The organism is Microbacterium sp. M1A1_1b (assembly GCF_053345565.1).
Window position 1 is genome coordinate 689,117 of the sequence record NZ_JBKFAJ010000002.1, and the last position, 13,450, is coordinate 702,566.

Annotated in this window: 12 protein-coding genes; 7 read left to right on the forward strand and 5 right to left on the reverse strand. The window is 69.1% G+C overall.

Annotation, left to right across the window (positions count from 1 at the left end):
- Positions 1 to 8 precede the first annotated feature (8 nt).
- From ACLBWP_RS07955 to ACLBWP_RS07975, 5 genes are all read right to left on the reverse strand, one after another.
- Positions 9 to 782, reverse strand: a complete 774-nt coding sequence (locus tag ACLBWP_RS07955) for a succinate dehydrogenase iron-sulfur subunit (RefSeq protein WP_243561618.1) — start codon at positions 780 to 782, stop codon at positions 9 to 11.
- Positions 782 to 2,575, reverse strand: a complete 1,794-nt coding sequence (gene sdhA / locus ACLBWP_RS07960) for a succinate dehydrogenase flavoprotein subunit (protein ID WP_243561617.1) — start codon at positions 2,573 to 2,575, stop codon at positions 782 to 784. The genes ACLBWP_RS07955 and sdhA overlap by 1 nt, the downstream gene beginning before the upstream one ends.
- 55 nt (positions 2,576 to 2,630) lie before the next feature.
- Positions 2,631 to 3,077 carry a succinate dehydrogenase, hydrophobic membrane anchor protein gene (gene sdhD / locus ACLBWP_RS07965; RefSeq protein ID WP_243561616.1) on the reverse strand — a complete coding sequence of 149 codons (447 nt, stop codon included), beginning with the start codon at positions 3,075 to 3,077 and terminating at the stop codon, positions 2,631 to 2,633.
- Positions 3,078 to 3,091: 14 nt separating this feature from the next.
- Positions 3,092 to 3,571: a succinate dehydrogenase, cytochrome b556 subunit gene (gene sdhC / locus ACLBWP_RS07970; RefSeq protein WP_279396684.1), complete on the reverse strand. Its 480-nt coding sequence runs from the start codon at positions 3,569 to 3,571 to the stop codon at positions 3,092 to 3,094.
- 75 nt (positions 3,572 to 3,646) lie between these two features.
- Positions 3,647 to 4,882, reverse strand: coding sequence for a glycosyltransferase family 4 protein (locus tag ACLBWP_RS07975; protein ID WP_447654751.1), 1,236 nt, complete (start codon positions 4,880 to 4,882; stop codon positions 3,647 to 3,649).
- Positions 4,883 to 5,032: 150 nt separating this feature from the next.
- Here ACLBWP_RS07975 and ACLBWP_RS07980 point away from each other — a divergent pair, with 150 nt between their 5' ends.
- The 7 genes from ACLBWP_RS07980 (at position 5,033) to ACLBWP_RS08010 (ending at position 13,449) form a co-directional block, all read left to right on the forward strand.
- On the forward strand, positions 5,033 to 6,145 hold the full coding sequence (locus ACLBWP_RS07980) for a mannose-1-phosphate guanylyltransferase (protein WP_447654752.1): 1,113 nt from the start codon (positions 5,033 to 5,035) through the stop codon (positions 6,143 to 6,145).
- 62 nt (positions 6,146 to 6,207) lie between these two features.
- The gene (locus ACLBWP_RS07985; protein WP_447654753.1) at positions 6,208 to 8,130 is read left to right on the forward strand and encodes an alpha/beta hydrolase; all 1,923 of its coding nucleotides are present in this window, start codon (positions 6,208 to 6,210) and stop codon (positions 8,128 to 8,130) included.
- A 25-nt stretch (positions 8,131 to 8,155) separates the two neighbouring features.
- The gene (locus ACLBWP_RS07990; protein ID WP_447654754.1) at positions 8,156 to 8,644 is read left to right on the forward strand and encodes a hypothetical protein; all 489 of its coding nucleotides are present in this window, start codon (positions 8,156 to 8,158) and stop codon (positions 8,642 to 8,644) included.
- Between the two features lie 353 nt (positions 8,645 to 8,997).
- Positions 8,998 to 9,177, forward strand: coding sequence for a hypothetical protein (locus ACLBWP_RS07995; RefSeq protein WP_447654755.1), 180 nt, complete (start codon positions 8,998 to 9,000; stop codon positions 9,175 to 9,177).
- Positions 9,178 to 9,453: 276 nt separating this feature from the next.
- A complete protein-coding gene (locus ACLBWP_RS08000; RefSeq protein ID WP_447654756.1) occupies positions 9,454 to 10,527 on the forward strand; it encodes a BMP family lipoprotein in 1,074 nt (357 codons plus the stop codon).
- A 73-nt stretch (positions 10,528 to 10,600) separates the two neighbouring features.
- Entirely contained in the window at positions 10,601 to 12,121 is a 1,521-nt protein-coding gene (locus tag ACLBWP_RS08005) for an ABC transporter ATP-binding protein (RefSeq protein WP_447654757.1), read from the forward strand.
- Positions 12,118 to 13,449: an ABC transporter permease gene (locus ACLBWP_RS08010; protein WP_447654758.1), complete on the forward strand. Its 1,332-nt coding sequence runs from the start codon at positions 12,118 to 12,120 to the stop codon at positions 13,447 to 13,449. The genes ACLBWP_RS08005 and ACLBWP_RS08010 overlap by 4 nt, the downstream gene beginning before the upstream one ends.
- Position 13,450: the final 1 nt, after the last annotated feature.

The window sequence follows — 13,450 nt, forward strand, 5'->3', positions numbered from 1 at the left end:
GGTCGGACCTATGCGCGCCCTCGCATGACGGCCTGCTTGACCTCGGAGATCGCCTTCGTCACCTGGATCCCACGCGGGCACGCGTCGGTGCAGTTGAAGGTCGTGCGGCACCGCCAGACGCCTTCCTTGTCGTTGAGGATGTCGAGGCGCACGTCGGCGGCGTCGTCGCGCGAGTCGAAGATGAACCGGTGGGCGTTCACGATCGCAGCGGGGCCGAAGTACTGCCCGTCCGTCCAGAACACCGGGCAGGACGACGTGCACGCGGCGCAGAGGATGCACTTGGTGGTGTCGTCGAAACGGGCGCGGTCGGCGACGGACTGCACGCGCTCCTTGCCCTTCTCGGGGACCGACTTGGCCTGCAGGAACGGCTGGACCTCGCGGAACGACTTGAAGAAGGGCTCCATGTCGACGATGAGGTCCTTCTCGAGCGGCAGGCCCTTGATCGCCTCGACGTAGATCGGCTTCGACACGTCGAGGTCCTTGATCAGCGTCTTGCAGGCCAGGCGGTTGCGGCCGTTGATCCGCATCGCGTCCGACCCGCACACGCCGTGCGCGCACGAGCGACGGAATGTCAGGGAGCCGTCCTGCTCCCACTTGATCTGGTGCAGCGCGTCGAGGATGCGGTCGGTCGGCAGCATCATGACGTCGAAGTCCTGCCAGCGCGGCTCGTCGTCGACGTCCGGGTCGAACCGGCGGACGATGATCGTCACCGGGAACGATCCGGGAGGGGCCGCCTGCACCGTGTCGGTGCGGGGGGCGTCGGAGACCAGGGTGTCGGTCATCAGTACTTCCTCTCCATCGGCTCGTACCGCGTCACGACGACGGGCTTCCAGCCGAGCGTGATGTGGTCGTCGGCGAGTGACGAGTGCGGATCGCCCGTCAGGTACGCCATGGTGTGCTGCATGTAGTTCTCGTCGTCGCGCTTGGGGTAGTCGTCGCGCATGTGACCACCGCGCGATTCCTTGCGGTTGCGCGCGGAGTACACGACCACCTCGGCCAGGTCGAGCAGGAACCCGAGCTCGACGGCCTCGAGCAGGTCGGTGTTGAACCGCTTGCCCTTGTCCTGGATCGAGACGTTCATGAACCGGTTGCGCAGGGTGTGGATCGTCTCGGTGACGCGGGCCAGGGACTCGTCGGTCCGGAAGACCTGCGCGTTCTTGTCCATCTCCTCTTGCAGTTCCTTGCGGAGCAGCGCGACCTTCTCGGTGCCGGTGGCGGCACGGAGCTGCTCGAGCATCCCGCGCACGTTGGCTGCGGGGTCCTCGGGCAGGGGGAGGAACTCGGCGGTCTGCACCCACTCGGCGGCGTTGTTGCCCGAGCGCTTGCCGAACACGTTGATGTCGAGCAGCGAGTTCGTGCCCAGGCGGTTCGAGCCGTGCACCGAGACACAGGCGCACTCGCCGGCGGCGTACATGCCGGGGACCACGGTGTCGTTGTCCGACAGGACCTCGGCCTTGACGTTGGTCGGGATGCCACCCATGGCGTAGTGCGCGGTCGGCATCACGGGAACGGGTTCGACCACGGGGTCGACACCGAGGTAGGTGCGCGCGAACTCCGTGATGTCCGGGAGCTTGGTCTCGAGGACCTCGGCGCCCAGGTGCGTGCAGTCGAGCAGCACGTAGTCCTTGTTCGGACCGGCGCCGCGTCCCTCGGCGACCTCCTGCACCATGCAGCGCGCGACGATGTCGCGTGGGGCGAGGTCCTTGATGGTCGGTGCGTAGCGCTCCATGAAGCGCTCACCCGAGGCGTTGCGCAGGATCGCGCCCTCGCCGCGAGCCCCCTCGGTCAGCAGGATGCCGAGTCCCGCGAGCCCGGTCGGGTGGAACTGGAAGAACTCCATGTCCTCGAGCGGCAGGCCCGTGCGCCAGACGATGCCGACGCCGTCGCCGGTCAGGGTGTGCGCGTTCGAGGTCGTCTTGAACATCTTGCCGAAGCCGCCGGTGGCGAAGATCATCGCCTTGGCGTGGAAGACGTGCAGTTCGCCGGTCGACAGCTCGAAGGCCACCACGCCGGCGGGCTGCTTGCGCGTGACGCCGTCGTCGCCGACGACGTCGACCATGATGAGGTCGAGCGCGTAGAACTCGTTGAAGAAGTTCACGCCGAGCTTGACGCAGTTCTGGAACAGCGTCTGCAGGATCATGTGGCCGGTGCGGTCGGCGGCGTAGCAGGCGCGGCGGACCGGGGCCTTGCCGTGGTCGCGGGTGTGGCCACCGAACCGCCGCTGGTCGATCTTGCCCTCGGGCGTGCGGTTGAACGGCAGACCCATGTTCTCGAGGTCGATGACCGCGTCGATCGCCTCTTTCGCCAGGATCTCGGCGGCGTCCTGGTCGACCAGGTAGTCGCCGCCCTTGATCGTGTCGAAGGTGTGCCACTCCCACGAGTCCTCTTCGACGTTCGCCAGCGCTGCGGCCATGCCACCCTGTGCCGCGCCGGTGTGCGAGCGCGTCGGGTAGAGCTTGGAGATGACCGCGGTGTTCGCCTTCGGACCGGCTTCGATGGCGGCACGCATGCCGGCCCCTCCGGCGCCGATGATGACGATGTCGAACTGGTGGTGGTGGACGGTGATGTCGCTCAAGGATGTCTCTCGGTCGGTCGGGTGACGGTCGCGGGGGTCGGCTGGTGCCGGGCTGCTACTGCGCGGGGCAGAACGACGGCAGGTCTGCCGCGGCTGCTCCGGCGGGGCACGGGTCGAACGTCCAGCACACCAGGGTGCCGAGGACGATGAGCAGCACGCACGCGACCAGGATCGCGATGAGCAGGGTCTTGCGGATGCCCGGCTTGGCGACGTAGTCGTTGACGATGGTGCGCATGCCGTTCGAGCCGTGGATCAGCGCGAGCCAGAGCATGAGGGTGTCCCACACCTGCCAGAACGGGCTGGCCCACTTGCCGGCGACGAAGGCGAAGTCGATCTGCTTGACGCCCTGGCCGGCCACCATGTTGACGAAGAGGTGGCCGAAGATCAGCACGACGAGCAGGATGCCCGAGCCGCGCATGTAGATCCAGCCCCACTTCTCCCAGTTGGTGGTGCGGCGAGCGGCCTCGGCACTGCGAGGGGGCGCGATGGTCTGCGTGGTCATGGAGTGCCCCTGGTTCAGTGGAAGTCGGCGACGAGGTTCATGAGCTGGCGCGGCAGGAAGCCCGCGATCGCCACGGCCCAGAGCACCAGGACGATCCAGAACATCGCGCGCTGGTACTTCGGCCCCTTGGACCAGAAGTCGACCAGGATGATGCGCAGCCCGTTGAACGCGTGGAAGACGATCGCCATCACCAGGGCGATCTCGCCGAGGTTCATGATGGGGGTCTTGTAGGTGCTGATGACGGCGTTGTAGGCCTCGGGTGACAGCCGCACGAGCGCCGTGTCGAGGATGTGCACCAGCAGGAAGAAGTAGATCGCGACGCCGGTGATGCGGTGGAGCACCCAGGACCACATCCCGATGCTGCCGCGGTACAGCGTGCCCTGCGGGCTGCGTGTGCGCGGCGCCTCGATCGTGGACCCGCGAGAGGTCCGTCCGTCTATCGACACCGATGGTGCTGCGGTCGTCGCCGCACCGCCTGCGGTCTGCTCGGCCATGAGCTCGCCCTTCCGTAGGACTGGCTCGTCGATCGGCGAGCCGTTGCCGTCATGTTCTGGTGGAACACGTCCATCCTACGACCGGCCGCTGACCTTCTCGTTCCACCCCGTGAGAACGCCGCGCGCCGCGGGCGGGGCGCCGATGTTCCGCGCGGTGTCGTGGTGCGCCAGCAGCTCGTCGCCGACGGCTTCCCACGTGGTGCCCTCGACCCGCAACCGTCCCGCCGACCCCATGCGTGCGGCCCGGGCGCGGTCCAGGTGCAGGCCGAGCACGGCCGCCCGGAGTGCCTGCGGCTGGTCCGGGTCGTACAGCTCGCCGTCGAGCCCCGGTGCCACCAGGTCGAGCGGTCCGCCGGACGCCGGTGCGACGACCGGCAGCCCCGAGGCGTGCGCCTCTTGCAGGGTCTGCCCGAAGGTCTCGGCGGGTCCGGTGTGCACGAAGACGTCGAGCGCCGCGTACGTGTCGGCCAGGTCGTCACCGCGGAGCGGACCGGTGAACGTCGCGTCCAGGTGGCGGAGTCGCCGCTCCAGGGCCGGACGGGAGGGTCCCCCTCCCGCGACCACGACGCGGATGCCCGGGATGCCACCGAGCTCGGCGAGCCGTTCGACCTCCTTCTCCGGTGCCAGCCGGCCCACGTATCCCACGATGGTCTCGCCGTACGGGGCGAGTCGCCGTCGCAGGGCGCGCACCGCCGACGAGGTGCGGCGCGACGGGTGGAACAGCGCGGTATCGACCCCGCGGCCCCAGCGTGCGACCCGTGGCACCCCGTCCTCCAGCAGCATCGCCGCAGTGGCGGACGAGGGCGCGAGCGTCAGCGACGCGCCGGCGTGGATGCGACCGAGCACCTTGCGCACCAGGGGAGCGGTCGCCGCCAGGCCGTTCCGGCGGGCGAACCCGGCCACGTCGGTCTGGAACACGGCGACGGACGGGATGCCGAGCCTCCCCGCTGCCGTGATGGCGCGCCCACCCAGCAGGAACGGGCTGGCGGCGTGCAGGACGTCGGCGCCGGAGGCGGCGAGGATCGTGTCGAGCACGGGGTGCGGCAGGGCGACGGGGAACTGCCGGTAGGCCACCGCGGGCACGCGGTGCACGTCGAAGCCGCGGTACCGCTCGAGCTGGGTGCGCGACCGCAGCCCGGCCAGACCGGGGGTGTCCGGCGCGATCACGACCGCGCGGTGGCCACGGCGTTCCAGGTGGTCCAGGACCGCGAGGACGCTCGTGGTCACGCCGTTGAGGGTGGGCAGGAAGCTCTCGGTCACGACGGCGACGGTCCGTGAGGACGTGCCGCGCTCCACGCTGCGTGCGTTCATGGCGACGCCCATGCTGTTCGCCGGACGTGTCCCGCAGCGGGTCGCCGCGGTGAACGGGACGCACGGAGGGGGTGAACAGGTCGTGCGGTTTCCCGCCGAACGTCCGGGCAGCACCCAGCGATCGGACGGACGCGACGGTAGGTTGAGCGCGTGGCTGCACCCCTGGACGACTTCTACGCGATCATCCCTGCCGGCGGCATCGGATCGCGCCTCTGGCCCCTGTCGCGCGCCGACGCCCCCAAGTTCCTGCACGACCTGACCGGGTCGGGGACCTCGCTGCTGCGCCAGACCTGGGACCGGCTCGAGCCGCTGGCCGGCGCCGACCGCATCATGGTCGTCACGGGTCGTGCGCACCGGGTGGCCGTGGAGTCGCAGCTGCCGGGCGTGCCCGACCACAACATCGTGCTCGAGAGCGAGCCCAAGGACTCCACGGCGGCGATCGGCCTGGCCGCGGCCATCCTGCACCGGCGCGAGCCGGACGTCGTCATCGGGTCCTTCGCCGCCGACCACGTGATCGGGGACGCACGCGGGTTCCGCCGGTCGGTCGCCGAAGCCGTGGCGGCTGCCCGCGCCGGGTACGTGACCACGATCGGCATCACGCCGTCCGAGCCGGCGATCGGCTTCGGCTACATCCACGTCGGCGACTCGCTGGGCATCGAGTCCGCGCCGCAGGCCCACACGGTCAGGTCGTTCGTCGAGAAGCCCGACCTCGAGACCGCCACCGGGTACCTGGACGACGGCAACTACCTGTGGAACGCGGGCATGTTCATCTCGCGCGCCGACGTGCTGCTCGCCGAGATCGGCCGCAACGAGCCGAAGCTGCTCGCCGGCATCGAGGAACTGGCCGCCGCGTGGGACACCTCGGCCCGGGGCGCGGTCGTCGACGCCGTCTGGCCCGAGCTCAAGAAGATCGCCATCGACTACTCGGTCGCCGAGCCCGCAGCCGCCGCCGGACGCCTGGCCGTCGTGCCGGGCGACTTCGACTGGGACGACGTGGGCGACTTCGCGTCGCTGGCGAAGCTGCAGTCCGGCGGGCTCGCGAACCACCTGGCCGTGCTCGGCGACGGGGCCCGGATCCTGGCGGACTCGTCCAGCGGCATCGTGGTGTCGCACAGCCAGCGGCTCATCTCGCTGATCGGTGTCGACGACATCGTGGTCGTGGACACCCCGGACGCACTCCTCGTGACCACCAGCGCGAACGCGCAGCGGGTCAAGGGTGTGGTGGATGCCCTGAAGATCAGCGGCCGGGACGACGTGCTCTGAGGTTGCGAACGCTGAAGTACCATATGTAGGTTCGATCGGGGGATCGAGGCGGGGGGACCACCATGGCGGACATCGAGTTCGACGCTGACAGCGCGAGGGCACTGGCGACGGCTGCGCGAGCGGCGGCCCGGACGCTCCGTGGGCAGGGCGGAGCCCGGTCGTCGGCCGTCACGTCGGCGCTGACGGACTTCGACGGTTCGTACGCAGACCGCTTCCGCGACGCCGCGGTCGTCGAAGCCGAGGACCGCGGTCGGCTGGTCGGCGTGCTGACCGACCTGGCGTCCGCGGTCGACCGCGCCATCGTCCTCGCCGAACAGGAGCGTGCACGGATACGTTCGCACGCGGCGTGGCAGGACCGAGAATCCGCGCGCCGCGCGGCGGGCGTCCACGCGCTGGCCGGCCCCTTCTCCGGGGCAGCGGTGTCGGTGTGGGACGCGCTGACCGACCCGGAGCCCTCCAGCGAACCGCTGCCACGCCCGGCCGTCGATGCCGAGTTCCGGGGTCGCGAACGGTCCCGGTACGGCACCGGGGCGCGCGGTGGCAGGAGCTCGGCGGAACCGGCGGCGTTGCGCGGCTTCGTGTCCGCGACCTCGGGGCTCGACACGGCAGCGTCGGGCGAGGCCACGCGGGTCCGAGCGGCCTGGTCGAGGTTCCGGTCCTCGTGCGCCTGGGTGCAGGTCGACCGGGGGAGCATGCCGGCCGGGTTCGAACGGTACGTCCACGAGAACGACGAGGACCGCTCGTGGATCACGAAGGTCGCCCAGGCGTTCGAGGACGCCGGCGGCAACGGTGCGTTGTCCGACGCCGTGCTCGACATCGCCGCGGTCGGGCGGGCTGCTCCGGCTGTCCAGGGGCTGCTGGCTGCGGGACTCACACCCGCAGAGGTCCGAGCGAAGTGGGCTGCGCTCGGCCTGACCAAGGCCGACGTGTCTGCCTTGCGCGCGCTCCCGACGTCGGTGCTCTCCGAGCTCGGCAACCTCGAAGGCATCCCGTACTGGGCCAGGAGCGCTGCCAACGTCGTGGTGCTGAACCAGCGGATGGCCGACGTCGAGCTCGAGATCGAGCGGGTGCAGTCGCTGGTGGCGTCGGCGGGCGACGGCTCCCGGGCGCTCGCTCAGCAGCTGACGACGCTCCGGTCGGACCTGCGGTCGCTGCGGAACATCAACGCGACCCTGGGTAAGAAGGGCGCGCCGGGTTCCCGCTCGCTCATCTCCCTCACCGATGACGAGCCTCCGCTGGCGGCCGTGTCGATCGGTGACCTGGACACCGCCGACTCGGTCACCTGGGCGGTGCCGGGGATGAACACGACGACCGCTGACATGAGCTCGTGGACGACGGCGGCGCAGAACATCTACGACGAGCAGACCCGTCGTCGCACCGCTCCGAGCCGCGCCGTTGTCGCTTGGATCGGATACGACGCCCCGACGCCGGCGGAGGTTTTGTTCATGGGTAAAGCCAAGAAAGGTGGGGAGCAACTGGCTGCATCGATCCGCGGTCTGCGCACGGCGCGCGCCGGGCGGATGCCGGAGACGAACATCGTCGCGCACTCCTACGGCACGACCACGAGTGCCGTCGCGCTCTCGAAGCAGGGGGTGAGCGTCGACCGGTTCGTTGCGCTCGCCTCAGCTGGATTGCCGGACGATGTCGATGCTGTTGACGACCTCCACGCTGGACACGTGTACGCGGCACAGGCGAAGGATGCCCCGACGGGACACGTGGGTGAGGGTGACGAGTGGGCTGCCTTCGGCCGCGACCACAGTGTTGCGCACACTGTTGATCCCACGGCAAGGAGTTTCGGCGCGACCGTGTTCGGTGCCGACGGCACGACGATTGTGGGTGGTGAGAGGCTGAACCCAGTCCTGCACCACGACCCGCTGAACGCTGACGGGCGGGGCTATCTCGACTTGAACACCGAGGTACTGCGGAATGTCGGGCTGGCGACCACCGGTCAGGACGCGGAACTCACACCTCAACGGACACGGTGAGCACGTGCACCGACAGAGGAGATCGATGAACATCACCCGGCTTGTAGAACGCGCGGCAGCGAGTGCGCTTGTGCTCGTTGCGATAGCGACCGTGCTCACCGGGTGCGCCGGGCACTCCCAGGAGAGGACACCGTCGATGGACCCCGAGACAGCGAAACAGAAGATGATCGCCACAGTCAGCGCAGTGACCGAGCGTCTCGGCGGTGTCTGGACAACTCGTTCAGGGCCGGACTACGCGCAGAAATGTCAGTTGCCGGATGGCGAGTCCGGTGCGCACTGGGTGAATCTCGTCGCGAATGCGGAAGGCGGCGACCCGGACCCAGACGCCGCAGCGACGACTGAGCTCTGGAAGTCGCAGGGGATGACCGTCGAACGGTGGGCTGATCCGGACGGGCCGGCGATCGTCGGCCGAGGGGGAGATTCCGTGGACTCGATCAGTCTCTATGCGTTCCCCGGCAGCTACACCGTGCAGGCCGTCTCGCTGTGTTTCCGCGGCGACGCCGACCGCCTGTGACGCGTCCGCTGAGGGCGTCCACGCTGAAGTCGGCGACCTGGCAGCGCGGAACTGACCGGGCGGCGTTCAGCCTTCTCTCCGTGGTCCTCGTCGGTCTCGCGGCGACGAGTTGCGCTCGCGGACCTGCGCAGCCGCAACCACGCGTCTCGGCGACCGCGGATGCCGACACTGCGAAGCAGCAGATGATCGACGCAGTGGATGACGCGACAGCGCGTCTCGGCGGTGCGTGGAAGACTCGCACCGGGCCGGACGCACCCGAGAACTGTTTGCTTCCGGATGGTGAGCGGGGCGCTCACTGGCGCTACCTGACGGGGAGCACGATCACGGGAAGTCCGGCGGAGGATGCTGCGCGGATGTCGGAGCACTGGCGTGCGCAGGGGATGAGCATCGTGCAGCGGGACTCCAGCGACGGTCCTGCGGTGTTCGGCCGTGGTGGGGGGAAGATCGCGGCGATCAGTGTGTACGCGTACTCGGGGAACTACACCGTGCAGGCGGTGTCGCTGTGCTTCCCGGGCGACGCTGACCGGTTGTGAGGCGGCCACCGAGGACGAGGCGGATCTGGGGTGACGTGTGCGTGGAGCACCAACCTCGGACAGACCCCCGATGATCCTGTAGCGCTCCATCACGAAAGGCGGAAACAGGGCGGCCCCAGCGAGCCCCGCGTTACGGGCGCGTTTCGACGCGGTCCCGATCCCGTAACCGATCCACAGGGGCCCTCCGGGGCGTTCTGTACCGGCCGGGCGGTCGTGTACTGTCGCCACGATCGCCCGGTGCAGTGACCGGGCCGAACTCCCCGGAGGAACCCACCCGTGTCATCCCGCACCCGTCAGATCGCACTCAGCGGCCTCGCACTCGTCGGCACCGTCGCCGTCCTCGCCGGCTGCTCCGCCGCTCCCTCCGACACCTCGTCGGCGAAGACCACCAGCTTCCGTCCGTGCATGGTGTCGGACTCCGGCGGGTTCGACGACAAGTCGTTCAACCAGCTCGGCTACGAGGGCCTGCAGGACGCCGCCAAGGAGCTCGGCGCGACGTACAAGTCGGCCGAGTCCAAGGACTCCACGGTCTACGACTCGAACATCGAGCAGCTCGTCAACCAGAACTGCAAGCTCATCGTCACGGTCGGCTTCAACCTCGCTGACGCCACGAAGAAGCAGGCTGCGGCGAACCCCGACACCGACTTCGCGATCATCGACGACAACTCGATCGACGCCAAGAACGTCAAGCCGATCACGTTCGACACCTCGCAGGCGGCGTTCCTGGCCGGCTACGCGGCCGCGTCGTACTCCAAGAGCGGCGTCGTCGGCACGTTCGGCGGCATGCAGATCCCGACCGTCACGATCTTCATGGACGGCTTCGCGGACGGCGTGAAGTACTACAACGACCAGAAGAAGAAGGACGTCAAGGTCGTCGGCTGGGACGTCGACAGCCAGAAGGGCTCGTTCACGGGCGGCTTCGAGGCGGGCACGCAGGCCAAGTCGGTCGCGCAGACGCTCATCGACCAGGGTGCCGACGTGATCCTGCCCGTGGGTGGTCCGATCTACCAGTCCGCAGCAGAAGCGATCAAGGACGCGAACAACGGTTCCGTGCTGATCGGCGCGGACAGCGACCTGTACGAGGCCGACCCCCGCTACAAGGACATCGCGCTGACCTCGGTCGAGAAGGGCATGCGCCCGGCGACCAAGGACGTCGTCGAGCAGGCCGCCAAGGGCGACTTCTCGAAGACCCCCTACGTCGGCACGCTGAAGAACGAGGGCGTCGGCATCGCCCCGTTCCACGACTACGAGTCCAAGGTCGACTCGGGTCTGTCGAAGGAGCTCGACACGATCAAGTCCGGCATCATCGACGGCTCGATCACGGTCAAGACCAAGGCAACCGTCAAGTAACACCATCGATGCGGGCGGGGGAGCGATCCTCCGCCCGCATCACCGTGCGCTCGAGAGAAGAAGAACCCGCCCCATGAAGCTCGAACTCCGCGGCATCACCAAGCGGTTCGGCCCGCTGGTCGCGAACGACCACATCTCGCTCACCGTCGAACCCGGCGAGGTGCACTGCCTGCTCGGCGAGAACGGCGCCGGCAAGTCGACGCTGATGAACGTGCTGTACGGCATGTACCAGGCCGAAGAGGGCGAGATCCTGCTGGACGACGTCGTCCAGGACTTCGACGGCCCCGGCGACGCGATGCGTGCCGGCATCGGCATGGTGCACCAGCACTTCATGCTCGTGCCGGTGTTCACCGTCGCCGAGAACGTCATGCTGGGACAAGAGGAGACGTCGTTCGGTGGCCGCCTGAACCTGGCCGGCGCCCGTCGGCGTGTCCGCGAGATCTCCGACCGGTTCGGCTTCGACGTCGATCCCGACGCCCGTGTCGAGGACCTGCCCGTCGGCGTGCAGCAGCGCGTCGAGATCATCAAGGCCCTGTCCCGCGACGCCTCCGTCCTGGTGTTCGACGAGCCCACGGCCGTGCTCACCCCGCAGGAGACCGACGAGCTGATGGGCATCATGCGCCAGCTGCGCGAGGCCGGCACCGCGATCGTCTTCATCACCCACAAGCTCCGTGAGGTCCGCGAGGTCGCCGACCGTATCACGGTGATCCGGCTCGGCAAGGTCGTCGGCGAGGCATCGCCCACCGCGACCAACAACGAGCTCGCGGCCCTGATGGTCGGCCGGGCGGTGTCGCTCGTCGTCGAGAAGGCGCCGTCGACCGGTGGCGAGGACGCCCTGGTCGTCGAGGGGCTGACGGTGACGGACCAGCAGGGCATCGTGCTCGTCGACGACGTCTCGTTCACCGTGCGCCGCGGCGAGGTGCTGGCGATCGCCGGCGTGCAGGGCAACGGCCAGACCGAGCTGACCGAGGCGATCATCGGGCTCGAGCCCGTCCGCGCCGGCCGCGTCACGCTCGACGGCAAGGAGCTCACCGGCCGCAGCGTCAAGCAGGTGCTCGACGCCGGCGTCGGGTTCGTGCCCGAGGACCGGAAGGAAGACGGGCTGGTCGGCGAGTTCACCATCGCCGAGAACCTGATGCTCGACCGGGCCGACCACGCCGAGTTCGTCCGCGCCGGCACCATCCGCGCCGCCGAGCGCGACGCCTTCGCCGACGACAAGATCGCCGAGTTCGACATCCGCACCCCCGGACGTGCGACGGCGGCCGGTCGGCTGTCCGGCGGCAACCAGCAGAAGATCGTGCTGGCCCGCGAGCTGAGCCGTGATCTCCGCCTGTTCGTCGCCGCGCAGCCCACACGTGGCATCGACGTCGGGTCCATCGAGTTCGTGCACAAGCGCATCGTCGCCACCCGCGACGCCGGTGTCCCCGTGATCGTCGTCTCCACCGAGCTCGACGAGGTCGTCGCGCTCGCCGACCGGATCGCGGTGATGTACCGCGGCGCGGTCATCGGCATCGTCCCCGCGGACACCCCCCGCGACGTCCTCGGTCTCATGATGGCCGGCGAGCTACCAGAAGGAACGGAGCTGGCAGCGTGAGCACCCCCACGCCAGACAACACCCCGGTGACCGACGACCGTCTGCAGGACGTCGAGAGCACCCCGCACCTGATGACGGACTCCGCGGCCGACACCGAGCGCCGTGCGACGGACCGTTCCGGTGCCGATCGCTGGCAGGCCGCCCTGCAGGGCATCATGAACGGCTCCGTGCTCGTCACCGTCCTGGCCGTCGTGCTGGCACTGGTCGCGTGCGGCATCCTCATCGCGATCACCGACCAGGCCGTGCAACAGGCGGCCGGGTACTTCTTCGCTCGCCCCGCCGACACGTTCCGCGCGATCGGCACCGCGGTGGGCGGCTCGTACGCCTCGCTGTTCCAGGGCTCCGTCGTGAACTTCGGCGCGGACTCGTTCGCCCAGGCGGTCGTGCCGATCACCCGGTCGATCGACTACGCCGTGCCGCTCATCGTCGCCGGACTCGGCATCGCGGTGTCGTTCCGCGCCGGTCTGTTCAACATCGGCGGCCAGGGGCAGATCCTGATGGGGGCCGCAGCCGCCGGCTGGTTCGGCTTCTCGTTCGACCTGCCCGCCGCGATCCACATCCCGCTGACGATCGTCGCCGGCATCGTGGGTGGTGCGGTCTGGGGTGGCATCGTCGGACTGTTGAAGGCCCGCACCGGCGCCAACGAGGTCGTCCTGACGATCATGTTGAACTACGTCGCGCTGTACCTGGTCAGCTACATGCTGCGCACCCCGGGGCTGCTGCAGGCCGGCGGCAGCCCGAACCCGATCTCGCCCGCGATGAAGGACACCTCGGTGCTGCCGGCGCTGTTCGGCCCGCGGTACGGGGTCGACCTCGGCTTCATCGTGGCGATCATCGCGGTCGTCGTCGTGTGGTGGCTGCTCAACAAGTCCTCGCTCGGGTTCCGGTTCCGCACGATCGGCGAGAACCCGCGTGCGGCACGGGTCGCCGGCATGAGCGTGCCGTCGCTGACCTTCTGGGTCCTGGTGATCTCCGGTGCGCTCGTCGGCATCGCGGGCGCCTACCAGGTGCAGGGCGCGGTCACGAGCGGGTTCACCTCGAACATCGACGCCGGCATCGGTTTCGACGCGATCACGGTGGCATTGCTCGGGCGTTCGAAGCCGTGGGGCGTGTTCTGGGCGGCCATCCTGTTCGGCGTGCTGAAGAACGGCGGCTACGCCATGCAGGCCGCCAACGGCATCCCGATCGACATCGTCGGGGTCATCCAGGCCCTGATCGTCCTGTTCATCGCTGCACCGCCCCTGGTCCGTGCGATCTTCCGGATCCCGCAGCCCGGCGCCCGTCGCAAGCGCTCCACGAAGTCCGAGCGGAAGGCAGTCGCCGCGTGAG

Bases quoted from the DNA above. Each gene is read 5' to 3' on its own strand.
- ACLBWP_RS07955 (WP_243561618.1), bottom strand. From the start codon at position 782: ATGACCGACACCCTGGTCTCCGACGCCCCCCGCACCGACACGGTGCAG.
- sdhD (WP_243561616.1), bottom strand. From the start codon at position 3,077: ATGACCACGCAGACCATCGCGCCCCCTCGCAGTGCCGAGGCCGCTCGC.
- sdhC (WP_279396684.1), bottom strand. From the start codon at position 3,571: ATGGCCGAGCAGACCGCAGGCGGTGCGGCGACGACCGCAGCACCATCG.
- ACLBWP_RS07975 (WP_447654751.1), bottom strand. From the start codon at position 4,882: ATGAACGCACGCAGCGTGGAGCGCGGCACGTCCTCACGGACCGTCGCC.
- ACLBWP_RS07985 (WP_447654753.1), top strand. From the start codon at position 6,208: ATGGCGGACATCGAGTTCGACGCTGACAGCGCGAGGGCACTGGCGACG.
- ACLBWP_RS07990 (WP_447654754.1), top strand. From the start codon at position 8,156: ATGAACATCACCCGGCTTGTAGAACGCGCGGCAGCGAGTGCGCTTGTG.
- ACLBWP_RS07995 (WP_447654755.1), top strand. From the start codon at position 8,998: ATGTCGGAGCACTGGCGTGCGCAGGGGATGAGCATCGTGCAGCGGGAC.
- ACLBWP_RS08005 (WP_447654757.1), top strand. From the start codon at position 10,601: ATGAAGCTCGAACTCCGCGGCATCACCAAGCGGTTCGGCCCGCTGGTC.